The sequence below is a fragment of the Clostridium aestuarii genome (assembly GCF_026735135.1).
GTDB classification, from domain to species: domain Bacteria; phylum Bacillota; class Clostridia; order Clostridiales; family Clostridiaceae; genus Clostridium_H; species Clostridium_H aestuarii.
Map to the genome: position 1 here is coordinate 280622 of NZ_JAPQER010000002.1, position 23870 is coordinate 304491.

The following is a 23870-nucleotide window of genomic DNA, read 5'->3' on the forward strand; positions in this document are numbered from 1 at the left end:
AATAATTATTCAGGAGGGAAAAAAATGAGCGGTAATACAACAAATTTTGAGATTAAGGATATTGTAACAGTAGCAGTAATGATGGTTTTATTTTTTATTGTTTCAATGGCAATAGGTATGGGAACCGTAACGGTACCAATTCTATATTTATATGGAACTGCAGGAATTGAAATGTTTATTGGAGCAATATTTTATTTGGTTTGTGCAAACAGAATTAATAAGCATGGGTTAATTTTTATTTGGTCAACTGTTTATGGATTAATTAATGCAGCTATGGGTTATACATTTATGTTGCCTTATTTCATAGTTGTTGGAATTTTAGCTGAGTTATCAATGATAGGTAAAGATGCATACAGAAATCCAATAAGAAACATGATTTGTTGGTGCATTTATGGTATCGGAATGGTTTTAGGTATAGGAGTTCCTATATATGTAGCTTGGGAAAGTTATGAAAAGATGGCGTTAAATGGAGGATTCGCTGATGCGACTTTGATGATACAGTATGAGATGGTAACCAGGCCAGAATTAATGTTAATTGGAGTTGTCATAACAATAACTCTTTCAGCTTTAGGAGTTTTATTTGGACAGAAATTATTAAAAAAACATTTTAAAAAAGCAGGGATAGTAGGCTGATACAATGTATGAGAAAAAGAATAATATAAACAGATTAAATGGATTGACCGGATTAATCTTAACAGCTTTCGCATGTATAGTAACGATATTTTCTCAGAATATCGTTACTCATGTTCTATTTGTCTTATGGCTGTTTATATTGCTAATATATTTTGGCTTAGTAAGACAGAGCATCATATATTTAACTGTATATTTATTAACGATATTTTGGCTTACGAGGTTAGTACCATTAGGGATTAAATTTCCTTCACCAATGTTATTTGGAATGATATATAAGTTTATTGTTCCAATTATGGCAGCTTATCTGACATCAAAAATACCATCAGGAAAAGTTATAGCAGTTTTTCAAAAGTTACCTATACCAAAAAATATCATACTAATATTAATTGTTATGATAAGATTTGCGCCAACGGTTACAGGAGAATTAAAAGCAATTAAAGAAGCAATGAAAGTAAGAGGTTTTATTGGTGATTTTAGAAAAATAATGTTTCATCCGTTAAAAACACTTGAATATGCAGTTGTACCGATTATATTCAGAGCGATTAAAGTAGGAGACGAGCTTGCAGCGGCATCTATCGTGAGAGGTGTAGATAATCCTTGCAGAAAAGAAAGCTATTATTCAAATAGATTGGGTTATGTTGATTATATGATTCTAGCAATAAGTTTGTTAATGGGAATTATGGCAATAGGTTACTAATGGAGGCGTATATGGAAAATAAAATAAGCATAAAAAATGTGACCTTTTCTTATCAGGGAACAGTTAATCAACTTAAGAAAATAGACTTTGACGTAAAAAAAGGAGAATGTGTTGTACTAATTGGTAAATCCGGTTGTGGAAAAAGTTCATTAACTAGAACCATTAACGGATTAATTCCTAGTTTTTATCAAGGAGATTTACATGGAAATATATTCATTGGTAATAGAAAAGTTAACGATTTATCTTCTTGGGAGGTTGGAAGATTGACAGGGAATGTTTTTCAAGATCCAAGAAGTCAGTTTTTTGCCAACGAAGTTGGAGGTGAAGTAGCCTTTGGCTGTGAGAATTTAGGGTTATCACATGATGAAATTGTTGATAGAGTAAATAAATCAGCAAAAGATCTACAAATTCAAGATATTTTAGAGGAAAGTATATATACACTTTCATATGGAATGAGGCAAAAGGTTGCAATCGCATCTGCAAAAGCAGTTGACCCTGATATCTATATTTTAGATGAGCCGTCAGCTAATTTAGATATTCAATCAACAAAATTGCTTGGAGAAATGATTGAATATTTAAAAAAGTTAGACAAAACTATTATAATTGTAGAACATAGATTATATTATCTAAACGGGATAGCTGACACCTATGTTTTGATGAATGAAGGAAGAATTGTAAAGAAGTTTTCACAAAATGAAATTAATAATATGGGAACTTTAGAATTGAAGAATATGGGTTTAAGAGCCATTGATTTAAAAAGTATAGAATTACCTAAAAAAGAAGTAAGTAATATTAAAACCGTGAGTTTTCGAGTGTCAAATATTACTAAGAATATAGGAAAAAAACAAATTTTAAAAGATATAAATTTCAGTTTTGATACAAATGAAATTATTGCTTTAGTTGGAAAGAATGGAGCTGGAAAAAGTACATTAGGCAAGATAGTTGCTGGAATTGTAAAAGAATCAAATGGAAATATTATTTTATCAGAAAAGAGTTTAAAACCAAAGCAGAGGATTAGTGAGATATGGTATATACCTCAAGATTTAGACAGTCAGTTATTTGGAGAAGATTTGTTGGATGAATTAATGACTGGGTTAAAGGTAGATGAGAACTTAAAATATAAAGCACAAAAAATTTTGCTTGAATTAGATCTTCAAAGATATAAAGACAGGCATCCATCAACATTGTCAGGAGGACAAAAACAAAGACTTGCTTTAGGTGTTGCTATTATGCATGGAGCTAAAGTTATAGTTTTAGATGAACCAACTTCGGGGCTTGATGGAAGTAATATGATGAGAGTAAGTAAAGTTATCAGAAACATGAATAAAAGTGGTACAAAATTTTTAATAATATCACATGATGCAGAGTTTATACTTAATGCATGTGACAGAATAATAAAATTGGATGAGGGCAAGGTTGTGGAAGACTACTATTTAAATTTGTCTTCTACATTATTATTGCTTCAATCAATGGGATATTGAGGTGAAAAAATGAATTATTTAAAAGATAATATAGGGAAAATTATATTTTCTGTAATAGTAGCAATTTTGGGTGTAGCTTGTAATGTATTACCTTATTTTGCAATTGCTAAAATAGTTACACTGTTAATCAGTGGAAGAAACAATATTAATAGTTTCATGCCATTATTTTTTATGGCTCTTGGTGGTTTTGTTGGTGGAGTTGTATTTCATGAAATTTCAACACTTTCATCACATAATCTTGCATTTCGAATTATTGAAAATACAAGAAAAGAACTGGTGAAAAAATTAAATCGTTTATCTATGGGAACGATAGAGGGAAAAAGCAGTGGGCAATGGACACAATTTATGGTTGAGATCTTAGATAAAATGGAAAAACCTATTGCCCATGTAATACCAGAGGTTATTGCAAATTTACTTATTCCTATTGTATTAGTAGTTTGCATTTTCATAATGGATTGGCGAATTGGACTTGCAAATTTAGCAACTCTTCCTTTGGGAATTTTATTTTCAATGCTGACTATGAGTGGATACGAGAAAAAATCAAAAAAATACATCGAAGCATCAAAAAAGATGAATGCTACAGTAGTGGAATATATCAAAGGAATTAAAGTTATTAAAGCATTTAATCAATCAGCTTCTTCCTATGAAAAATTTCAAAAATCTGTTTCTAATAACAGAAGTTCAATGCTAGATTGGTATTTAAGTGCTTGTTTTTATATGGTGGCAGCGATGGAAATCTTACCTTCTACGCTATTGCTTGTATTACCTGTTTCTTTGTTCTTGTTTATGAAAGGGAGTATAGAAGTTGGACCTTTGGTAATGTGTGTTTTGCTTTCCTATGCATCTTATAAACCATTGATTAAAGCCATGACTTACATGGATACCATGGCAAATATCCGTGTTATATTTGGTGAAATCAAAGTTATTATGGAGCTTCCTAAATTACAAAGACCTAGTGAGAATAAATGTGTGAGTGGATCAACTGTAGAATTCAAAGACGTAAACTTTGGTTATAATGAAAACAGAGTATTTGATGGATTGAATTTTCATGCCAATGAGGGCCAATTAACAGCTATTGTGGGTCCTTCTGGTAGTGGAAAGTCTACCATTGCCAAATTATTGGCAGGTTTTTGGAATGTTCAGTCTGGTGAAATACGAATTGGCAACATTCCTATTAAAGAAATGCCGTTGAATCAAAATATGGAATTAGTGACTTATGTATCCCAAGAAAATTTTTTATTTAATAAAAGTATTTTTGAAAATATGAGAATGGCTAAGCCGGATGCTAGTTTAAAAGAAGTTCAGGATGCTTGTAGAAAAGCAAGTTGTCACGAATTTATTATGAGTTTGTCAAAAGGCTATGAAACCATTGCAGGAGAGGCAGGTAATAGTTTTTCAGGCGGAGAGAGACAGCGAATTACTATTGCAAGAGCCCTTCTAAAAGATAGCTCAATAGTGATATTGGATGAAGCAACCGCTTATTCAGATCCTGAAAATGAAGCGTTGATTCAGAAGTCGATTAATGCCTTGGTTAAAAATAAGACGGTGATTATGATTGCACACAGACTTTCAACCATTGTAGGTGCTGACCAGATTATTGTGTTGAATCATGGAAAAGTAGAAAATTGTGGGAAGCATTTAGAACTATTAAATTCATGTCCTTTATACCAATCTATGTGGAATTCCCATATCAATGCAAAAGATGGAATGGAGGGAATGTAAATGATTGATTTAATGAAAAAATTATATATCGTATCGGGGAAAGAGTCTAAGAAAATCACAAATATGTTGATTGCAGAAGTTATTAAAGGCATATTTGAGGGAATTACACTAGGTGTTGTGATGTTACTTCTTTTAAAGGTGTGTGAAAATATATTTGGTGGTAAAAGTATTACAAAGAATGATGTTCTTTTAGTGTTTTTCATTATGTTAGGTAGTGTTGTAGGAAAGATTGTATCAGGATATATTGCTGATCGAAATAAGAACATTGCCTCCTATAACATGGGAGCAGAAAATCGATTGTTGATTGGAGATCGCCTAAAGCATGTGCACATGGGTTATTTTAATAACAACAGATTAGGAGATGTATCTGGTGGATTAACTACGGTCATTGGTGAGCTTGAAACAACAGGAATATACATTATTGAAATGTTGTTAGTTGGTGTGATACAAACAGCAATTATGGCATTGTTTATGATTCCTTTTGACTGGATTACGGGTGTGATTATTCTTATCACTTTGATTCTTGGTATTTTAATCAATAATCTATTTCAGGAGAAAGCAGATAGTTTAACCAAAAAATTATTAGGATTAAAAATTAATTTGAATTCGGCTACTCTTGAATATGTTCAGGGAATTGGAGTTATCAAAGCTTTTGGGCAAGGAAATCAAGCGATGGACAGTATCAATCAAACGATTAGTGATAGTAGAAAGGGATTTTTAGATGTTGAAAAGGCATTAGCACCTGCACAGTTACTTTATATGATTATCTTTAAATTGGGGACATGTGCCATTATTTTAACTTCGCTAATGAGATATGGAGCAGGTCAAATAGAAATAGAAAAAACCATCATGCTAATGGTCGCTAGTTTTATTGTCTTTGGTGGATTCGAGATGGCTGGAAGTATGCAGGGAGTTAGAGGAATTGCTATGCAAAATCTCGATACAATCACCAAACTAAGAAATATTTCAATTATTGAAGACGGTGAAAAAGAACAGTTTGATGACATAAATGTTAAGGCAGATGACATTGCATTCTCTTATGATAAAGAAAGGATTATTGACCATTTAAGTTGTTTGATTCCTGAAAAAAAAACAACAGCACTTGTTGGACCATCTGGTTCTGGAAAAACAACTTTATGTCATTTGATTGCAAGATTCTGGGATGTTCAGCAGGGAAAAATTATGATTTCAGATACAGATGTGAAAGAATACAAGTATGATGATTTACTATCCCATATCACGATGGTGTTTCAAGATGTTTATTTGTTTGAAGATACAGTGAAAAACAATATTAAGTTTGGAAAACCGGATGCTACGGATGAAGAAGTCATAGAAATTGCAAAAAAAGCATGCTGCCATGAATTTATTATGGAGTTGCCAAATGGATATGATACCATACTACATGAAGGAGGTATTAGTCTTTCTGGTGGAGAACGCCAACGAATTTCCATTGCAAGAGCTATGCTTAAGGAAAGTGTTTTGGTTATTTTGGATGAAGCAACTTCTAGCATTGATCCTGAAAATGAAGAAAAGCTTATGATGGCATTAAAAGAGCTGTTAAGAGATAAAACGGCAATTATTATTGCTCATAGGCTTAGTACAATCCAAGAAGCCGATCAGATCATTGTCATGGATAATGGAGAGATTGCTCAGAATGGACTGCATAGTGAACTAAAAGACACTCCTGGTATTTATAGGAACTTTATTAAGGAAAGAGGGGATGCTCTTTCTTGGAAGATATCAGAGAAGGCATAATAAGTGAAAGAAAATATCAATGTTAAAAATTATGATGTAGATTTTAATTTTGGAGGAGTTAATCTTAAAAAAATTACTTGTGTTAGTCTTTTTTCAAATATAAGCACGGTATTTCAAAATGTGTATCTTTTTAATGACACTATTTGAGTGCGTAGTAAAACTATATAGGAAGTAATAAAATATGCATTCAAATTATTTATATAATAGGGTATAATAATTATATAAATAGTTTAAGGTGGTGTTTTTATGAATACGGCTAAAGAGATACTATTTAATCTTATTGAAAAAATACCAGAAAATCAAATATCAGAGGTTATAGATTTTATAGGATATTTAAAAGTAAAGAGAGAAAAAGAATTATATAAAGACTTACAGAAAGCAAGTGAGAGTAGTTTAGATTTTTGGAATAATGATATAGATGATGAGGTGTGGAATGATGTATAAGCAAGGGGATATATTACTTATACCTATTCCTTTGAATTTACAAATAATGATTTAATAGAAGGCTCACTTAAAGTTACTTCTTGTATTAGAGCAGATAAAATATATACATTATCTAAATATATAGTAGTTAAAAAATTTGGAAGTGTTAAGAAAGAATTAATTGATAAGGTTAAAATTGAAATCAATGATTTATTAAAAGAAGAAGTTAAATAAAGATTACTTATAATAAAGAACATCTATCGATAAATGGTAGGTGTTTTGTTATTGGTAAAAACAACGTTATCTTTTAATGTATATAACTTGTGTTGTAGCAAATATATCACTTTTTTAGGATATACCAAGGATGAAAATGGTGAACTGGTATGGAACTCAACTATAAGGTCAATTTTAAAAAATGAAAAATATAACAAATTACTTGTATTTTATGGGGAGATAAATCGGATAAGCTATTTATAGCAGTCCATGGCAATATGTCAAATAAGGAAGATGAAATAATTCATATATTTGAACAAGAGGCAACAGAAAATGAGATTATTATTGTTATGTAAAAGAACATCCTATTGTTACTTGGAATAATAAAACTTCAATTCTTTACGGCTCAGAAGACACTATATGTGAGTTTGATGTAATAGCTGCGTTTGTAAAAAGGTTTAATTGTGATTTCAAAGTAATGGATAAGGCAGAGCATTATTTTCATAAAGAGGAACAACTTAAGTTTTTTAGGCAGTGGTTAAAAAAAAATATATATGTTAAATAATGATATCGACCACTGATAAAGTAAATTGTATTTAGGAAAGTTTATAAAAATGAGTTTAAGGAGTTATTAAACAATGTGTTACTTAGTAGCAAAGAGATTTGATAAAGAAGGAAGTTGAGTATTAGAGGCAGAACAAGGACAAAGATTAGCATCATTATCTAAGTATTTAACCTTAACAACACTTGAATGCGGGGTACAAATAGTAACTTTAAACAATTTGGATAGTTATAGAGAATATGCTCCATATATATTAATTAATGATGAAGTTGAATTTATATCTAAAGTTATAAAAATGTAAAAAATAAAGCAATCCTATCTTTACTATATGTAGAGACGGGTTTTTTTCTTGAAAAACTGTTGTAAAAAATTAGGGTTTTAAGCTACACATTCAATAGGAGTCGGCACTAATTAAATGGTGTATACAATATATAGTACAAAATAGTAAAAATAGTATATGTTTCTTGATACGGGGTTAGTAAACAGGAAGAAAAGAAAATATCAATGATTTAAAGTCCTTGAGTGTTGGTCATGCGCTTGAGGGCTTTTTAAGTATAGGAACATATTTTTGTCTGGAGTTATAATGAAGAATATTTTCAGTTTTAAAGTTAACATTTACAAAGTTTGCAATAGAAATCTACGAATTTATCTTTGCGACCGTAGGTCGTGGGTATTATGGTAAAGTTACTTATAAATGAAAAAGCATTAAAATCTTTTATATCAACAGATGTAAATCTCTCAATAAAAGAAATACTTTTTCCATTCAAGTGAATGAAAAGGTTGGGTGAATATGCCTATTAATTACATATTTCGGGAAAATATTCTATGAATATATTGTGAAACGAACGAATGTTTGATATAGTTTAATCGTTATATTTTAATTTTATTAAATTTAACAGAAAACAAAAGGAGATTATATTGAGGACACTGGATTTCTTTATCAGATTGAATGGTTGGACATGTGATGATCACTTACACATTTTTCTTGCGGAAAAAGAGATTATAAATATGCAGTGTTTTTTGAGGATGGATATTCAAATATAGTGAATAGATATCCTTTGAAGAAGAAAGACAGCGTTTATATACATATGTTAAATTACTGACAGCTTACTTACAATACGGTATAGGATTGGATTTTATAATTACAAACGAAGGCATTCTTCATAGCTATACTTTCCTTTGGTTGTTAATGAATGATCCTAAGGCACATTATCTTTTTACAGCTTATCAGCTTGCAGCACGTGAGTGGAGATCTCTTACAGAAGATGAACCAGGTGATCACCATGAGATGATTAAGGAATGTTTAAAAGATTGTAAAGAAGTTGCTCACACGATGATTAACCTCTTATCATATAGTGGGGCTTATATGATGGAGATTTATTAAGAGAATTAAAAGGATGATATTTAAGAAAGAGGAGAATAGAAATGGATCAATTTGAAAAACAAATAAAAATTATAGTAGATTTAAAATCAGAAGAATCAATGAAAAATGCATTAGATGTGTATATAGAACTCTTTGAGTCTGGAAAAGTAGGGGAAGATAAACAAATTGGAGACATTGAATTTGTAAAAAAAGAAGGTAATGAGATTAAAACATTGTTGTTAAAGGACTGTCCAACTAAAGAAGAAGTCATAGAATATTATATGTTTGTTCGTTTGATAGATGATAAAGAAGATGCACAACAAGAGTTGGAAAAGATGAAGGATTATTATGGACATCCAATATATTTTAGTGAAGCTTTATTCTTTAGCAGTGCATGTAGCTATTTCAATTTAAAGGATAAAGTTGTAAGGGCTTGTGAAATGATTGCAAAATATTCAAAAAAAGAAAATGATACTTGGTCATTATGGGTGGATGATGAGTATCTTGCTGGAATAGATGCACTCTATTTTTTAGCAAAACAAGATCCAACCTATCTATATCTTATTGCTGAATATATTATAGCAGATTGGGATGATGAACATGCACAATTTGTTATTGAAGAATATTTCAAAAAGCTTTTTGAAATTTACGGAATGAGAAAAGAGTTTATAAAGGCTTTTGTGATTTCAGATAATTCTTATGCTAGAGGGAACATGTTTCCAAATTGGGGATATTTAAAAGAGTATTTTGAAAAGAATCCTGATGATTATCTTTATTTTAAAGAATTAATAATAAAGAAATATGTAAAGGAAGAATCCCTTATGACAGAATACGGGGAAAGTCGTATAAAAGAATTATATACGGATATTTTAGGTAATGATTATGATGAAGATTTACCAGAATACTGGAATAATGAATATGAATCTATTTGTAAGCAAATTGATGAGAAGAGAAATTAAAAAATAATAGCTAGGAGAGTGACAAAATAATGGAACAATTTAAAAAACATAAACAGATTATAGTTGATATGCTTTACTGTATTGCAAATACTTATCCAGAATATACGTACCTAATATGACAGCTGTAATAACGAAGCAGCAGATTTATATGAGCAAGTTAAACCATATTTAGATAAATATACTGATAAAAGTGAATAAGGAGAGATTTTATAGCATGAACAATATTAATATTCCTGAACGATTTATGAAGACTGTATTGAAGAATAGTGATTATGGGAATGAAAGTTATAGGGAACCCCTTAAAAATATACTGAGAATATTTATGAAAGATAGGGTAGGTTGTACGGAGAAATTCAAAAATTATAAAAAGAAAAATAGTGGATTTAGTTTGTGTGCAGCTTATATATTGTCAGAAGATAAGGAACTTGAAAAAGAATGTATAGAAAGCTTTGATTATTTTAGTGGGTATTTGAAGAATACATTTGTAAATGAAGTTGCAAAAGATTTTAAATACGAATCAGGTTTAAAAAAAGAAGATATAAAATTATTTACAGACTATATGAATGCTGTTTCTGATGAAAAACCACTTGAACAACTAAAAAGGAGATTTAAACGGGGATATGGTGGTCGTATAAGTAGAAAACAAGAGAGGTATTTATATTTTGATGACTCTAGTCATATTCATAATATAGTTCAAACTGGATTTTTATGTGCTAAGTGTGAGAATTCTGCAATTGCTGAAATGGGTATTAGATTCATGCAGTTTTTTACCAAACTGGCACCTTTGAAAACATTAAGTATATGCTCTAAATTGTATAGAGTAAAAAACGGCTGTAAATTTCTAAAAGGAAGATTTGATAAATTTATAGATAATCTAAATCGTATAAAAGTGCAAAAAACTTATATAACAGCTTGGATGCTGCTTTATGGACAAAGTCATTATATATGCCATAATGAAGGAAAAGTTATATATGAAGATGTTCTCAAAACGGTTGGTGAAGGGAATATAGAAGATGATGCTGTAAATAGTGAAGCACTAGAATATATTGATATAAGAAAGCAGATGGCCATACATAGAACTTTGGTAGAAAAATACGATAGAGAAACGTCTGTAAAGGCTATGGATGAAATGTTTCTGGATGAATATATCCGATTTATAAGAGTGAATATGATTCACTCTAAAGATCAACAGATCATAGAAAAAATGGTTGAATATATTAAAGGTGAACTAGATTTTGAAGAAATAGAAGAAAATGTGCATAAAAAATTCAAACCTGCATTGCAAAACTGTGAGATTGGTTACATTTGTGGTGTTGGGTGCAAAGAGTATGCTTTAAGAGGTTTAAAATTATTTGCTGAACTTTGCGATATAAATAATCTGAAAGGTTTTTATAATGAATTTAAATATGATGTAAAACCAGGTGTACTTCAGCGTAAAAAACCTGATAGAAATATTTATGATTTTACTGAATTATTGGAAGCTGTTGGCGTAGCGGAATCATTTATTTATGAATTTTTATGTTCTTATACAAAAGAAGATTTAGAAAAACCATCTAAACAGCCAAAGGATGAATTTGCCCAAAGATTATATCGATATGCTAAAGAAGAGAAAGATGTATTAGGAAATTTACTTTTAGCAGGGGATAGGGAAAAGATTTTTGCAATCTATCAAACAGGACTTTTAAGAAGTCAGCTTAAATCTTTAGTAAAAATGCTAGAAGATTCTTCTGTTTATGTAGTTAAAGCAGCATTAGATACAATCAAATGGCTCAAGGATGAAGAGATTAGTCCATTTAAAGAAAATATAGATATTGCTGAAAAAAAGTTTGATGAAATGATTATGAATACACCTGTAGGAATATTTAAAAGAAGTCTAAAAAAATATTCAAAGGAAGCAGTACATCTTCAATTATCTAAAGAAGCTGTACCTAGATGGTCTACTAAACTGGGAGGAAAACCTTATTTACCATTAGGAGAAGAACATCCCGAAGAAGGTATGTATTTATTGGCACAAATTAACTTTGAAGAAATACCTAAGCTACAAGGGTATCCAGAAAAGGGATTATTACAGTTTTATATTAAAGAAGAAACTTGTGAACATACTACTCGATATTTCAATGAAATCATAAGAGATGAAAGCAAACTTCAAGAGGATTTACCAGAAATATCTAATGATGATTGCTGGGATGTTTTATGGTCTGAATTAAAAGTAACTTACAAAAAAATTGATGATACGCCTTCAGTAGAGGATTATTTGTTAGATAAGGAAATTGAGGATATTTTGAATGAAATGTTTACAGACCACGATGAAAAGTATGAAATGACTTCTCAATATGAACAAGAACGGTTAGGTAATAAAATCGGTGGATATCCATATTTCCCTGATTGGGGAGATCCTAGAAAAATTGATGAGGATCGTTTATGCCCAGATGACACAGCTCGTTTAGAAAGAGGAGAAACGGTGCTAAATGAGTACGGAGAGGTAAGCTTTGCAAATGAATGGATATGTTTGCTTTCACTTTATAATGAGGAAGTTGAAGGACTTGGAAATATACAAGAGGATGGCAGTATCTATTTCTTCATCAGAAAAGCGGACCTTGAAAAGGGAGATTTTAGTGATATAAAGTATCATAGATTCTCCTATTAGATAGGGTAAACAATAAAAAACAGAAGAAGAGTAAAATAATGACACTACAACAAAAGTTAAAAGATACTTGGAAGAATAAAAAAGAAGATATCAATCTCAAGATTATATATGTCTTCACATTATCATGATTTTGTTACATCTTTGCACAATAGCTTATATTTGGTAATTTATTCCTTTTGAAAATATTTGTATTATATATATATATATATTAAATTTACTTAGTTAAAGGGGAGAATAATTATGGGAAGTTATCAAAATATCAACACTTTAAAACCTGAAGGAATAGAAAATAAAAAAGCATATTTAATTGGTGGGGGTATCGCTTCATTAGCTGCTGCTGAATACTTAATACGTGATGGTCATATGAATGGTAAAAACATTATTATTCTAGAAGAAACTGATATTTTAGGCGGTGCCATGGACGGTTGTGGAAATGCAGAAGATGGGTATGTTGCACGTGGTGGAAGAGAAATGGAAGAACATTATGAATGTACTTGGGACTTATTTGGAGGAGTACCATCATTAGAAGAACCAGGAAGAACTGTTTTAGATGAATTTAGAGAACTAAATATTGACGATCCTAACTATTCTAATTGCCGTGCTATTGCTAATCGTGGAGAAAAACTTGATTTTTCAAGTTTGGGACTAGGTGAAATTCATGTTAAGCAACTTACTAAGTTATTTCTTGCGACAGAAGATGCTTTAGGTGCAACTACTGTTGAACAATTCTTCGAGCCTACATTTTTTGAAACTAATATGTGGTTATATTGGAGAAGTATGTTTGCATTTGAAACTTGGCACAGTGTTGTAGAAATGAAACATTATATGCATCGTTTTATACATCTAATGCCAGGAATGAGCAAAATGTCTGGGCTAGTATTTACTAAATATAATCAATATGACTCAATGATTCTTCCATTAAAGAAATTGTTAGAATCAAAAGGCGTAGTATTTGACTTAAATACACAAGTAACTAATTTAGATATAGATATAACTGAAGGTAAAAAAACAGTTACAGGAATTCATTTAACTCGTAATGGTGAAAAAGAAGAGATTATAAAAACTACTAAAGATGATTTAGTATTCTTCACTAATGGATCTATGACAGAAAATTCTACACTTGGAAGTATGGAGAAAGCACCTGTGATAGATAGAAGTGAAGGAGGATGCTGGAGGTTATGGAAAAACATATCTAAAAAGGATGCTTCATTCGGAAGACCAGAAGTATTCTGTGGTAATATTGATAAAACTAAATGGGAATCATATACAATAACTTCAAAAGGTCCTAAAATGATTAAACTTATTGAAAAATTTGCAGGCAGGAAAATACTTCCACATAAAACTATAACAGGGGGAATAATAACAATTAAAGATTCAAATTGGGTGTTAAGTGTTACGGCTAATAGACATCTTCAATTTACTGATCAACCTGATGATGTGGTAGTATTATGGGCATATGCTTTGTTGCTTGATAAGGAAGGCAATTTCATTAAGAAGAAAATGGGTGACTGTACTGGTAAAGAATTATTACAAGAACTTTTATATCATCTAGGTATTGATGAGAAAGATATGCAAGAATATATTGATACATCAATTGTAATTCCTGCTATGATGCCTTATGTTACAAGTCAATTCATGCCTCGTGTTAAAGGGGATAGACCACAAGTAGTACCAGAAGGTAGTACAAACCTTGCATTTTTAGGTCAATTTGCAGAAATTGAAAATGATTGTGTGTTTACTGTTGAATATTCAATTCGTTCTGCTATGATGGCTGTGTATACTTTACTTGGACTTGAGAAAAACCCACCTGAAGTATATCCTAGTCAATATGATGTACGTGTTATTGCTAATGCAACTAAAACACTATATAGTGGAAGACCATTACCAGCTGAAGCAATTATTAAAAAGTTATTAAAAGATACAACTTTAGAGGGTTTAATATAAATATATAGTGTAGTTAAAACTGTAAAAGGGAAGTCATTTTAATTTGACTTCCCTTTTTTTTCATATTTTAATAATGCTCTATAAATATCTCCGCCTATTATCTTATCAAGGTTATCGATGATTTTTTTAGGATCTTCAGTCATGTTATTTCGTATCCAATCGCTTATTGTACCTACAAGTGCAATTTCATAAAATTTCACTACATGTTTTTTATCTTCTTCTGACACATTTAAATCTTTAGCTAGCTCATTTACAACTTCTAAAATAAGATTAAATATTTCATTATGTAAATGATTTTCTAAACAATCTCTATCAATGGAATTATAGGTATTCAATACTTCTTTCCTATTTTTAGATAAATATATAAGAATTGCCAAAAAACCTTTTTGCCATGTGTCGTAAGTCTTATTTTTACCAAGAACTTTTTTAAGTTCAGTTTTAAAAATCCATTCTAAAAGATCATAAATATCACGAAAATAATAGTATAATGTACGTCGAGTTAATCCACATTCATTAACAATATCGTTAACAGTAATTTTTGCTAATGGTATTGTCTGTAATTGCTTTTTTAGTGATTCAGCTAAAGCTTTTTTAGTAATTTCGGACATATTCTTCACCTCTTTATGTCAATAATAAACTTCAAATATTTTTTTGATGATTTAACTTTTATTTCAATATATGAATTAATTATACAATTTATATTTTTACAATTCAACTAAAGTAAGTTAAAGCAAATCACCTTCAATTTTGGTAGTTTCTTTTGTGTTCTTTTCCCCCTTTCTCTACAGTGGAGGGAGTCCCTAATCAAAAAATAACATATATGTATGATTAAAGCTCCAAAAAGCTATTGACCTTCCATCAACTGTATAAGGTAATATTTTATATGTCACATAATCAAAAGAACATTACAAAATAAATTTGAAGCATGAAAACGCATGCGTTAAATATGCTCTCAAGAAATGTTTATACTTTTATATTAAAAGAAAGGATGGAAGAACATATGGATTTTTCATTAACCAGAGAACAGGAAATGATTAAAAAATTGGCGCAACAGTTTGCTGAAAATGAATTAGAACCAGTTGCAGCAGATGTTGACCTTGAGCATGTTTTCCCAGAAAAAAATTTTAAAAAAATGGCAGCATTAGGTTTTACAGGAATTGGTATTCCTAGTCAGTACGGAGGTTCTGACGGTGGTGCATTGGAAAAGGTTATAGCTGTTTCAGAGTTTGCAAAGAAATGTATGTCTTCGGGCGCAATTTTATCAATCCATTTAATTGCACCTCAAGCTATCTATAAATATGGGAATGAAGAACAGAAACAAAAATATCTTCATATGCTTACAAAAGGCGGATCTCTAGGAGCATTTGCACTTACTGAGCCAAATGCTGGTTCTGACGCAGGTTCCGCAAAGACAACAGCTATTTTTGATCCTGAAACAAACGAGTATATATTAAATGGGACAAAGTGCTTTATCTCTGGAGGTAGCCGTGCAGATGTACTTATAATATTTGCACTTACACAGCCTAATAAAGGATTAAAGGGAATGTCCGCAATTATAGTTGAAAAAGGTACACCAGGTTTTAGTATTGGTAAAATTGAGACAAAAATGGGTCTTTCCGGTTCTGAAACGGCTGAACTTGTGTTTGAAGATTGCCGTGTTCCAGCTGCTAACCTTCTTGGAAAGGAAGGACAAGGCTTCAAAATTGCAATGCAAGCACTTGACGGAGCACGTGTCGGGGTAGGAGCTCAAGCTGTGGGAGTTGCAGAAGGTGCTTTAGACCTTTCTATTAAATATTCAAAAGAACGTATACAGTTTGGTAAGCCAATTGCAAGTTTACAGGGGATACAGTGGTATATTGCTGATATGGCAACAAAGACAATGGCTGCAAAAACTCTTGTACAGTATGCTGCATATCTTGAGGATGCTGGAAAACCTTTCACAGTAGAGGCTGCTATGTGTAAGCTTAATGCTTCTGAAAATGCACGGTTTGTTACAAATTTGGCACTCCAAATCCATGGAGGCTATGGATATATGAAGGATTATCCGTTGGAGCGTATGTATCGTGATGCTAAGATTACAGAAATTTATGAAGGTACTTCCGAAATTCATAAAGTAGTTATCTCCAGAGCAGTGATGAGTAAATAAAAAGGAGTGTAGAGAATAATGAGAATTTACGTTTGTATTAAACAGGTTCCAGATACTTCAGGGAAGGTTGCAGTAAATCTAGATGGTACTCTAAATCGTGCTTCTATGTCGGCTATTATTAATCCGGATGATATGAGCGCAATAGAGCAGGCACTTATACTTAAGGATGCAACAGGTTGTCAGGTAACCGCAGTAACAATGGGACCTCCTCCAGCAGAGGGAATGCTTCGTGAGCTTGTTGCAATGGGGGCAGATGATGCTGTTTTAATTTCTTCACGTGAGTTTGGTGGTTCTGATACATTTGCAACATCTCAGATTATTGCAGCAGCAATTTCACATCTTGGAATCGGTAAAGATGACATCATTTTCTGTGGTCGTCAGGCAATTGACGGAGATACAGCTCAGGTTGGACCTCAGATTGCAGAAAAACTTGACATTCCTCAGGTTACTTATGCAACTGAAATTGATAAGAAAGATAATGTAGTAGTTGTAAAGCGTATGCTTGAAGATGGCTATATGATGATTGAGGTTCAGACACCTTGTCTTATAACATGTGTAAAAGAGAAGAATGTTTCTACTCGTTATATGACTATAAACGGTATTATGGATTGCTACAGCAAGCCACTTACCATTCTTGATTTTGAAGCACTTAAGGACGAGCCATTAATTGAGATTGACACAATTGGGCTTAAAGGTTCACCTACTAACATATTCAAGTCCTTCACGCCACCACAGAAGGGTGTTAGTGTAATGCTTGAAGGGGATGGCAGAGAAACAATAGCAGATTTAGTAGACAGATTACAGAAGAAACACGTTATATAATTTGAAAGGAGACATGAGAATATGGTTTTTAATAGTTCTGATATAGGTGCATTCAAGGATATTTGGGTATTTTGTGAACAACGCAATGGGAAATTAGTGGATACTGATTTTGAATTAATCTCAGAAGGTCGTAAACTGGCTGATGAGCGTGGCTCAAAGCTCATTGGTGTGCTTCTTGGACACAACGTAAAGGACATTGCTAAGGAACTTGGAGGATACGGTGCAGACAAGATAATTGTATGTGATAATCCTGCGTTAAATGTTTACACAACAGATGCATATACAAAGGTGCTTTGTGACATTGCAATTGACAAGAAGCCTGAGGTTATCTTAATCGGTGCATCTAACATTGGTCGCGATCTTGGTCCACGTTGTGCAGCTCGTTTACATACAGGCCTTACAGCAGACTGCACACACCTTGATATTGACATGGAGAAGTATGTTGATTTTCTTACAACATCTTCTACACTTGATTTATCCAAAACAACCTTCAAAATGGAGGATATGAACTTAAAGATGACACGACCTGCATTTGGAGGACATCTTATGGCAACAATTATCTGTCCACGTTTCCGACCATGTATGTCAACTGTACGTACAGGGGTTATGAAGAAGGCAGAGTTTAACCAGACAAAGGCTGATATATGTGAAATAGAGGTATATCCTGTTTCTATTTTTGAAGGCGACATAAAGACAAAGGTTCTTAAGGTTGTTAAGGAAGCAAAACAGCTAATTGACTTAATTGGTGCAGACGTTATCGTTTCTGTAGGTCGTGGTATCGGTAAGAATGTTGAGGACGGAATCGAGCTTGCACATAAGCTTGCAGAGGCTTTTGGTGGTGGAGTTGTAGGTGGAAGTCGTGCTGTTATTGACTCAGGGTGGCTTTCAGCAGATCATCAGGTTGGACAAACAGGTAAGACTGTACATCCAAAGGTTTATGTTGCCCTTGGTATCTCTGGTGCAATTCAGCACAAGGCAGGTATGCAAGATTCAGATTTAATAATTGCAGTAAACAAGGACGCAACAGCTCCAATCTTTGAATGTGCAGACTATGGTATCAATGGAGACTTATTTAAGGTTGTTCCGATGATGATTGACGAAATCACAAACGCAAGAAGCAATAACTAACTAACTTTACCCTAGGTGTACAGTTAAGGTGTTAATTTGACAATATATTTTAAAAAAATATCCAATATAGGGTTGACTGTCCAATAAATGTATAGAATATAATAAAAGTATCTTAACTAGTTTCAAGGATTTGGATATACAGAGGATATTTTGTAAATTGTATGTCATAAAAAGTAGATATCCCTAAATGTTAATAAGAAAAGTTTGAAGCCGTAAGTTAAGAGTTCAGTACTAGGATAAATATTGAATTTAGGGGGGCGATGTATGAAAAATAATTTGAATAAAAATGGAGATTTGAAATTACCAGCATTATTTTTAATGGGTGGTGCACTTTTCTCAATGCACTTTGGTGCATCGAGTATGGTGTGGCCAATGAACTGGGGTAAAGAAAGTGGTACATCTGTAATGATTGCATTCTGTGGAGCATTTATAACAGCTTTATTGCTTACATTGCTTGCATATGTTGCATTATCAAGGGGCAATGGTACTTATAATGAAATCACTACACGTGTACTTGGAAAAAAACTAGGCGTATCATATACAATCGTAACGATTGTTGTGCTTGGACCGCTGTATGCTATTCCACGTATGAGTGCAGCATCTTGGGACTCAATAGTACAAGCGTTTGGTTTAAATCCAGAATTAAGATTACCACTGATTATATTTACGATAATATTCTATCTGATAACTTATTGGTTCTTAATGAGTCCTGGAAAGACAATGGATCGTATTTCACAGATTCTTTTCCCAGTGCTTATTATCATTGTAATTATCGTTGTAGGTAAGGGGCTTATGATACCAATTGCAGAACCAGTTGCAAAGACATATGAAGGTTCAGCATTTGCTTACGGTTTCACAAATGGTTATGCAACAGCCGAAATTCTTTGCTCGTTAATATTCGGTATTGTTATCTTAAATGGTCTTAAAGCAAAAGGTGTTTCTGACGAACGTATAAGCAAGAATATTATCAGAGTAGGCATTATTGGTATAGCATTATTAAGCTGTACACATCTTTGCCACATGTTAATTGGTGCTTCTACAGGGGGGACAATCGATTTAAATTACACAGCGCTTTATACAGCAGTTTCTACTAAACTTCTTGGACGATTAGGTGGAATCTTATTCTCAATTGCACTATTCTTTGCAGCGCTTACAACAGCAATTGGTATGACTTCTGGATGTGCTGAATTTTTCGTGGATACAACAGAAGGAAAGGTTGATTACAAGAAGGCATCTATATCAGTTTTGGTTTTGAGTACACTCTTCGGATGTATGGGTCTTTCTTCAATCCTTACATTCCTTGGACCAATACTTGATGGTATCTATCCAGCAGCTATAGTACTTGTTATATATTATGCATTAATGCCAAACAATCAGAACAGAAGACACTTAAATGTATGTCGATATGCAATGATAACAGCATTAATATTTGGTATTTTTGATACCGTTTACGCTTATGGAATTAAATTAAACATAGATTTAGGTTACTTCAATACATTCTATGAGGGACTTCCGCTATCATCTGAAATGCTTGCATGGTTCCCGTGGACAGTAGTTGCCGCAATTATTGGATACTCAGTATTCCAGAAAAACAAAGTAGCAGTGACTAATTAATAATAAAAAATATTAGGAGGATGTCATAATGAGAAAAGTATCTTTTTTAAGCTATAACATGACAACAGCAGATGCTAACAATCCAGATGGATTAGTGCCAATTGGACGTCAGTTTGATTTTATTGGAGACGTTGAGACAGAAGAAATGATTTTAGTTGATGGTGATGAGTCACTTTGCCTTGGATACCATGATGTTAAATGTTACAAAGATATTTATGTAGGTGATATGGTTGACTTTAAAGCAACTCTTACGAAGGTAGGAAACACATCTCGTGACTGTAAAATTGAAGTTTTCAAGCTTGCTACACCTGCTTTCCGTGAGGGTAAAACAGATTGTAAACCAGGAGATATGGTTTGGTTTGACGAGCCGGTACTTTGTACAGAGGGAAATGTTCGCCTTGTAGTTAAGAAGCACTTACAACGTGGAGAGCAGCCAGATGGGTTAGTGATTAATCCATGGTGTCCACTTGAGGATTTTCCAGAATAAATATAAGCTTTAAAAAAAGAAGCTAAACTGAAAATATAGAATAAAGGAGAATTGTGTTATGAATGAACAACAGAAAGTAACATTTCGTTATAGAATGTCAAATCGTGATGTGTTTTATGGTGGCGGAGTTGTAAACGGTGCAAGAAACATCACACTTATGAATGATACAGCAAACCGTCTTATGGCAAAGGTATTTGGAAACACAGGTCATTGTGTTGAGGTAAAGAAGGTTCGTCTTTATAATCCTTCATTTGCAGGTGACTACATGGAGTATATTGCAAGAATTAAGAACATAGAGGGAAACCGTGCATTAATTGAGGTTCGTTCTTTCAAGATTATTGAAGTTCCTGAAAAGCCACCATTCCCAAGTTCTATCGATGTATTACCTGAACCACCATTATCAACAGTAGTTCAGTTTATTTACGAGACATATTAATAAATTACAAATACAGGAGGGGTTTATACATGAGAAAAGCACTTCAAGGTTTAAAAGTAGTTGATCTTACTTCTGCGTTAAATGGACCATTTTGTACAATGATATTAGCTGACTATGGTGCAGATGTTATAAAAATCGAACCAGTTAATGGTGAACAGTGCCGTGAATGGGGACCACTTGATGAAAAAAGCGGTGAAAGTGGTTTTTACTGCTACGTTAACCGTAACAAAAAGGGTGTCACTCTTAATCTTAAATCTGAAAAAGGGTTACAGATGTTCTACGAGCTTGTTAATGATGCTGATATTTTAGTTGAGAACTATAAGGGCGGTGTTACAAAGAAGCTTGGTATTGATTATGAATCTGTAAAGAAGGTTAACCCAACTATTATTTATGCTTCAGGCTCAGGATTTGGTCAGTATGGACCAAATACACACCGTCCTTGCTATGATATTGTAGCACAGGCTATGGGTGGTATGATTAACCTTACAGGTTTCAAGGATGCAAATCCAGTAAAGGTTGGTCCTTCTGTTGCAGACCACGTTGCAGGTATTTACTTAACAGTAGGGGTACTGATGGCTCTTTACAACCGTGAGAAGACAGGGGAAGGTCAGCTTGTTGACGTATCAATGGTAGATACAATCTTCAGTTTACTTGAAAATGCAATTGTAAACTACACAGTGGGTGGCTTTATTCCAGAACGTAATGGAAATGTAGACCCATCTATTGCTCCATTCGATATATACGATTGTAAAGATGGTTTTATTGCACTTGGAGTAGGTAATGACAGATTGTTCAAAAAATTCTGTGCTGCTATCTGTCATGAAGAACTTCTAGAAGATCCTTGCTATAAAACAAACGAATTGCGTTGCCAAAACTATATACCAAACTTACAAAATTTAATTCGTGATTGGTGCAAGGACTACACAAAGAGAGAAATAGAAAGCAGAATGGATGAGGTAGGGATTCCATGTGGTCCAGTATTGAATATTAAGGAAGCAATCGAGCATCCACATATTCAGGCACGTGAAATGATGGTGCATTGTGAGCACCCAACAGCAGGGGACCAGTACTTCCAAGGGTGTGTTGTAAAGCTTTCTGAAACTCCAGGTAGTGTAGAAACTCCAGCTCCATTGTTAGGACAACATAATGCAGAAGTTTTTGGACTTACAGAAGAAGAACTTAAAAAGCTGAATGCAGAAGGTGTAATATAAATTAAGTATATATACAATATAGAACGTGGCTGCTTTAACAGGCAGTCACGGCAAAAATAGGGGGATATCATAATGAGAAAAGTATCTTTTTTAAGCTATAACATGACAACAGCAGATGCCAACAATCCAGATGGATTAGTGCCAATTGGACGTCAGTTTGATTTTATCGGAGACGTTGAGACAGAAGAAATGATTTTAGTTGATGGTGATGAGTCACTTTGTCTTGGATACCATGATGTTAAATGTTACAAAGACATTTATGTAGGCGATATGGTTGACTTTAAAGCAACTCTTACGAAGGTAGGAAACACATCTCGTGACTGTAAAATTGAAGTTTTCAAGCTTGCTACACCTGCTTTCCGTGAGGGCAAAACAGATTGTAAACAAGGAGATATGGTTTGGTTTAACGAACCTGTACTTTGTACAGAGGGAAATGTTCGTCTTGTAGTTAAGAAGCACTTACAGCGTGGTGAGCAGCCAGACGGATTAGTAATTGATCCATGGTGTCCACTTGAGGATTTTCCAGAATAAATCCAAGCTTTAAAAAAAAGAAGCTAAACTGAAAATATAGAATAAAGGAGAATTGTGTTATGAATGAACAACAGACAGTAACATTTCGTTATAGAATGTCAAACCGTGACGTGTTTTATGGTGGCGGAGTTGTAAACGGGGCAAGAAACATCACACTTATGAATGATACAGCAAACCGTCTTATGGCAAAGGTATTTGGAAACACAGGTCATTGTGTTGAGGTAAAGAAGGTTCGTCTTTATAATCCTTCATTTGCAGGTGACTACATGGAGTATATTGCGAGAATTAAGAACATAGAAGGAAACCGTGCATTAATTGAGGTTCGTTCTTTCAAGATTATTGAAGTTCCTGAAAAGCCACCATTCCCAAGTTCTATCGATGTACTACCTGAACCACCATTATCAACAGTAGTTCAGTTTGTTTATGAGACATATTAATTTAGGATATTAATATGAATGTAATAGAATGTATTAAAAAAAGACGAAGCATCCGTAAATATAAAACATGTAAGGTGGAACATGAGGTGATAGAGCAACTTGTTGACTGTGCAAGATGGGCTCCATCATGGAATAATTGTAAAGCTGTTCGTTATACAGTTATTGAAAAAGACTATGAGATTCAAACAATTGCTAATACATTGGTAGCATCTGAAAATGTAAATATTGTTAAAAATGCACCAATGCTTCTGGCTCTTTCTATTGTAAAGAACCGTTCTGGTTATGAAAGAGATGGTTATACTTCTACCGCTAAGGGAGCAACATGGGAGATGTTTGACACTGGAGTTGCCTGCCAAAATATTTGTCTTGCAGCAGAAGAATTGGGACTTGGAACTGTAATTATGGCATCTTTTGACGAAGAAGGAGTTACAAAATTTATTGATTTGCCGGAAGACGAATTGATTATTGCATTGGTTGCATGTGGATATCCAGCAGAAGAGCCAAAAGCTCCAAGAAGAAAAGAAGTTTCACAAATTCTGCGTTATCATTGAAAAAAATACAGGGCGTGTTCTTAAGGGCTATTTTTAGAAGACTTTAGGGCATGCCTTGTATGCTTTGAAATCCAAAATATTTATAAATAATAACAAGAGACAATAAAA

General features: G+C 32.9%; 21 protein-coding genes and 2 pseudogenes. 22 read left to right on the forward strand and 1 reads right to left on the reverse strand.

Going from position 1 to position 23870, the window contains the following annotated elements; genetic code table 11:
• Positions 1-24 precede the first annotated feature (24 nt).
• From OW763_RS05540 to OW763_RS05590, 12 genes and pseudogenes are all read left to right on the forward strand, one after another.
• Positions 25-633, forward strand: coding sequence for an MptD family putative ECF transporter S component (locus OW763_RS05540; protein ID WP_268040086.1), 609 nt, complete (start codon positions 25-27; stop codon positions 631-633).
• Positions 634-637: 4 nt separating this feature from the next.
• On the forward strand, positions 638-1330 hold the full coding sequence (locus OW763_RS05545; RefSeq protein ID WP_268040087.1) for an energy-coupling factor transporter transmembrane component T: 693 nt from the start codon (positions 638-640) through the stop codon (positions 1328-1330).
• An 11-nt stretch (positions 1331-1341) separates the two neighbouring features.
• Positions 1342-2811, forward strand: coding sequence for an ABC transporter ATP-binding protein (locus OW763_RS05550; protein WP_268040088.1), 1470 nt, complete (start codon positions 1342-1344; stop codon positions 2809-2811).
• A gap of 9 nt (positions 2812-2820) precedes the next feature.
• A complete protein-coding gene (locus tag OW763_RS05555) occupies positions 2821-4533 on the forward strand; it encodes an ABC transporter ATP-binding protein (RefSeq protein WP_268040089.1) in 1713 nt (570 codons plus the stop codon).
• Positions 4534-6288, forward strand: coding sequence for an ABC transporter ATP-binding protein (locus OW763_RS05560; RefSeq protein ID WP_268040090.1), 1755 nt, complete (start codon positions 4534-4536; stop codon positions 6286-6288). It begins immediately after the preceding gene.
• A gap of 3 nt (positions 6289-6291) precedes the next feature.
• On the forward strand, positions 6292-6435 hold the full coding sequence (locus tag OW763_RS05565) for a hypothetical protein (protein WP_268040091.1): 144 nt from the start codon (positions 6292-6294) through the stop codon (positions 6433-6435).
• Positions 6436-6534: 99 nt separating this feature from the next.
• Positions 6535-6732, forward strand: a complete 198-nt coding sequence (locus OW763_RS05570) for a DUF2281 domain-containing protein (RefSeq protein ID WP_268040092.1) — start codon at positions 6535-6537, stop codon at positions 6730-6732.
• A gap of 529 nt (positions 6733-7261) precedes the next feature.
• Positions 7262-7489 (forward strand): annotated as a pseudogene (locus OW763_RS05575) (alpha/beta hydrolase); the annotation flags it as partial.
• 133 nt (positions 7490-7622) lie between these two features.
• Positions 7623-7787 (forward strand): annotated as a pseudogene (locus OW763_RS16965) (DUF6718 family protein); the annotation flags it as partial.
• A 1124-nt stretch (positions 7788-8911) separates the two neighbouring features.
• The gene (locus OW763_RS05580) at positions 8912-9808 is read left to right on the forward strand and encodes a hypothetical protein (protein ID WP_268040093.1); all 897 of its coding nucleotides are present in this window, start codon (positions 8912-8914) and stop codon (positions 9806-9808) included.
• A 214-nt stretch (positions 9809-10022) separates the two neighbouring features.
• Positions 10023-12455: a YwqG family protein gene (locus OW763_RS05585; RefSeq protein ID WP_268040094.1), complete on the forward strand. Its 2433-nt coding sequence runs from the start codon at positions 10023-10025 to the stop codon at positions 12453-12455.
• A gap of 240 nt (positions 12456-12695) precedes the next feature.
• Positions 12696-14399 (forward strand): oleate hydratase, encoded by a 1704-nt coding sequence (locus OW763_RS05590; RefSeq protein ID WP_268040095.1) that lies wholly within the window; start codon positions 12696-12698, stop codon positions 14397-14399.
• Positions 14400-14437: 38 nt separating this feature from the next.
• On the opposite strand, the gene OW763_RS05595 is transcribed toward OW763_RS05590, so the two are convergent.
• A complete protein-coding gene (locus OW763_RS05595) occupies positions 14438-15007 on the reverse strand; it encodes a TetR/AcrR family transcriptional regulator C-terminal domain-containing protein (protein ID WP_268040096.1) in 570 nt (189 codons plus the stop codon).
• Positions 15008-15399: 392 nt separating this feature from the next.
• On the opposite strand from OW763_RS05595, the gene acrC reads away from it, so the two are divergent.
• From acrC to OW763_RS05645, 10 genes are all read left to right on the forward strand, one after another.
• On the forward strand, positions 15400-16545 hold the full coding sequence (gene acrC, locus OW763_RS05600) for an acryloyl-CoA reductase (protein WP_268040638.1): 1146 nt from the start codon (positions 15400-15402) through the stop codon (positions 16543-16545).
• 18 nt (positions 16546-16563) lie between these two features.
• The gene (gene acrB / locus OW763_RS05605) at positions 16564-17367 is read left to right on the forward strand and encodes an acryloyl-CoA reductase electron transfer subunit gamma (protein WP_268040097.1); all 804 of its coding nucleotides are present in this window, start codon (positions 16564-16566) and stop codon (positions 17365-17367) included.
• Positions 17368-17388: 21 nt separating this feature from the next.
• Positions 17389-18495, forward strand: coding sequence for an acryloyl-CoA reductase electron transfer subunit beta (gene acrA, locus OW763_RS05610; RefSeq protein WP_268040098.1), 1107 nt, complete (start codon positions 17389-17391; stop codon positions 18493-18495).
• A 264-nt stretch (positions 18496-18759) separates the two neighbouring features.
• Positions 18760-20109 (forward strand): branched-chain amino acid transport system II carrier protein, encoded by a 1350-nt coding sequence (gene brnQ, locus OW763_RS05615; RefSeq protein ID WP_268040099.1) that lies wholly within the window; start codon positions 18760-18762, stop codon positions 20107-20109.
• Between the two features lie 94 nt (positions 20110-20203).
• The gene (locus tag OW763_RS05620) at positions 20204-20596 is read left to right on the forward strand and encodes a beta-alanyl-CoA:ammonia lyase (protein ID WP_336296880.1); all 393 of its coding nucleotides are present in this window, start codon (positions 20204-20206) and stop codon (positions 20594-20596) included.
• A gap of 58 nt (positions 20597-20654) precedes the next feature.
• Entirely contained in the window at positions 20655-21032 is a 378-nt protein-coding gene (locus tag OW763_RS05625) for a hotdog fold domain-containing protein (protein ID WP_268040101.1), read from the forward strand.
• A 29-nt stretch (positions 21033-21061) separates the two neighbouring features.
• On the forward strand, positions 21062-22243 hold the full coding sequence (locus tag OW763_RS05630; protein WP_268040102.1) for a CaiB/BaiF CoA transferase family protein: 1182 nt from the start codon (positions 21062-21064) through the stop codon (positions 22241-22243).
• A 72-nt stretch (positions 22244-22315) separates the two neighbouring features.
• Entirely contained in the window at positions 22316-22774 is a 459-nt protein-coding gene (locus OW763_RS05635; protein WP_268040103.1) for a beta-alanyl-CoA:ammonia lyase, read from the forward strand.
• 59 nt (positions 22775-22833) lie between these two features.
• A complete protein-coding gene (locus OW763_RS05640; protein WP_268040104.1) occupies positions 22834-23211 on the forward strand; it encodes a hotdog fold domain-containing protein in 378 nt (125 codons plus the stop codon).
• A gap of 14 nt (positions 23212-23225) precedes the next feature.
• Positions 23226-23762 (forward strand): nitroreductase family protein, encoded by a 537-nt coding sequence (locus OW763_RS05645; protein WP_268040105.1) that lies wholly within the window; start codon positions 23226-23228, stop codon positions 23760-23762.
• Positions 23763-23870: the final 108 nt, after the last annotated feature.

What these genes read in the sequence shown, in the direction of transcription:
- OW763_RS05585 (WP_268040094.1), top strand. Translation starts at nt 10,023, where the DNA reads ATGAACAATATTAATATTCCTGAACGATTTATGAAGACTGTATTGAAG.
- acrA (WP_268040098.1), top strand. Translation starts at nt 17,389, where the DNA reads ATGGTTTTTAATAGTTCTGATATAGGTGCATTCAAGGATATTTGGGTA.
- OW763_RS05595 (WP_268040096.1), bottom strand. Translation starts at nt 15,007, where the DNA reads ATGTCCGAAATTACTAAAAAAGCTTTAGCTGAATCACTAAAAAAGCAA.
- OW763_RS05550 (WP_268040088.1), top strand. Translation starts at nt 1,342, where the DNA reads ATGGAAAATAAAATAAGCATAAAAAATGTGACCTTTTCTTATCAGGGA.
- OW763_RS05635 (WP_268040103.1), top strand. Translation starts at nt 22,316, where the DNA reads ATGAGAAAAGTATCTTTTTTAAGCTATAACATGACAACAGCAGATGCC.
- OW763_RS05590 (WP_268040095.1), top strand. Translation starts at nt 12,696, where the DNA reads ATGGGAAGTTATCAAAATATCAACACTTTAAAACCTGAAGGAATAGAA.
- OW763_RS05570 (WP_268040092.1), top strand. Translation starts at nt 6,535, where the DNA reads ATGAATACGGCTAAAGAGATACTATTTAATCTTATTGAAAAAATACCA.
- acrC (WP_268040638.1), top strand. Translation starts at nt 15,400, where the DNA reads ATGGATTTTTCATTAACCAGAGAACAGGAAATGATTAAAAAATTGGCG.
- brnQ (WP_268040099.1), top strand. Translation starts at nt 18,760, where the DNA reads ATGAAAAATAATTTGAATAAAAATGGAGATTTGAAATTACCAGCATTA.
- OW763_RS05580 (WP_268040093.1), top strand. Translation starts at nt 8,912, where the DNA reads ATGGATCAATTTGAAAAACAAATAAAAATTATAGTAGATTTAAAATCA.
- OW763_RS05555 (WP_268040089.1), top strand. Translation starts at nt 2,821, where the DNA reads ATGAATTATTTAAAAGATAATATAGGGAAAATTATATTTTCTGTAATA.
- OW763_RS05560 (WP_268040090.1), top strand. Translation starts at nt 4,534, where the DNA reads ATGATTGATTTAATGAAAAAATTATATATCGTATCGGGGAAAGAGTCT.
- acrB (WP_268040097.1), top strand. Translation starts at nt 16,564, where the DNA reads ATGAGAATTTACGTTTGTATTAAACAGGTTCCAGATACTTCAGGGAAG.
- OW763_RS05640 (WP_268040104.1), top strand. Translation starts at nt 22,834, where the DNA reads ATGAATGAACAACAGACAGTAACATTTCGTTATAGAATGTCAAACCGT.
- OW763_RS05540 (WP_268040086.1), top strand. Translation starts at nt 25, where the DNA reads ATGAGCGGTAATACAACAAATTTTGAGATTAAGGATATTGTAACAGTA.
- OW763_RS05630 (WP_268040102.1), top strand. Translation starts at nt 21,062, where the DNA reads ATGAGAAAAGCACTTCAAGGTTTAAAAGTAGTTGATCTTACTTCTGCG.
- OW763_RS05645 (WP_268040105.1), top strand. Translation starts at nt 23,226, where the DNA reads ATGAATGTAATAGAATGTATTAAAAAAAGACGAAGCATCCGTAAATAT.
- OW763_RS05625 (WP_268040101.1), top strand. Translation starts at nt 20,655, where the DNA reads ATGAATGAACAACAGAAAGTAACATTTCGTTATAGAATGTCAAATCGT.
- OW763_RS05545 (WP_268040087.1), top strand. Translation starts at nt 638, where the DNA reads ATGTATGAGAAAAAGAATAATATAAACAGATTAAATGGATTGACCGGA.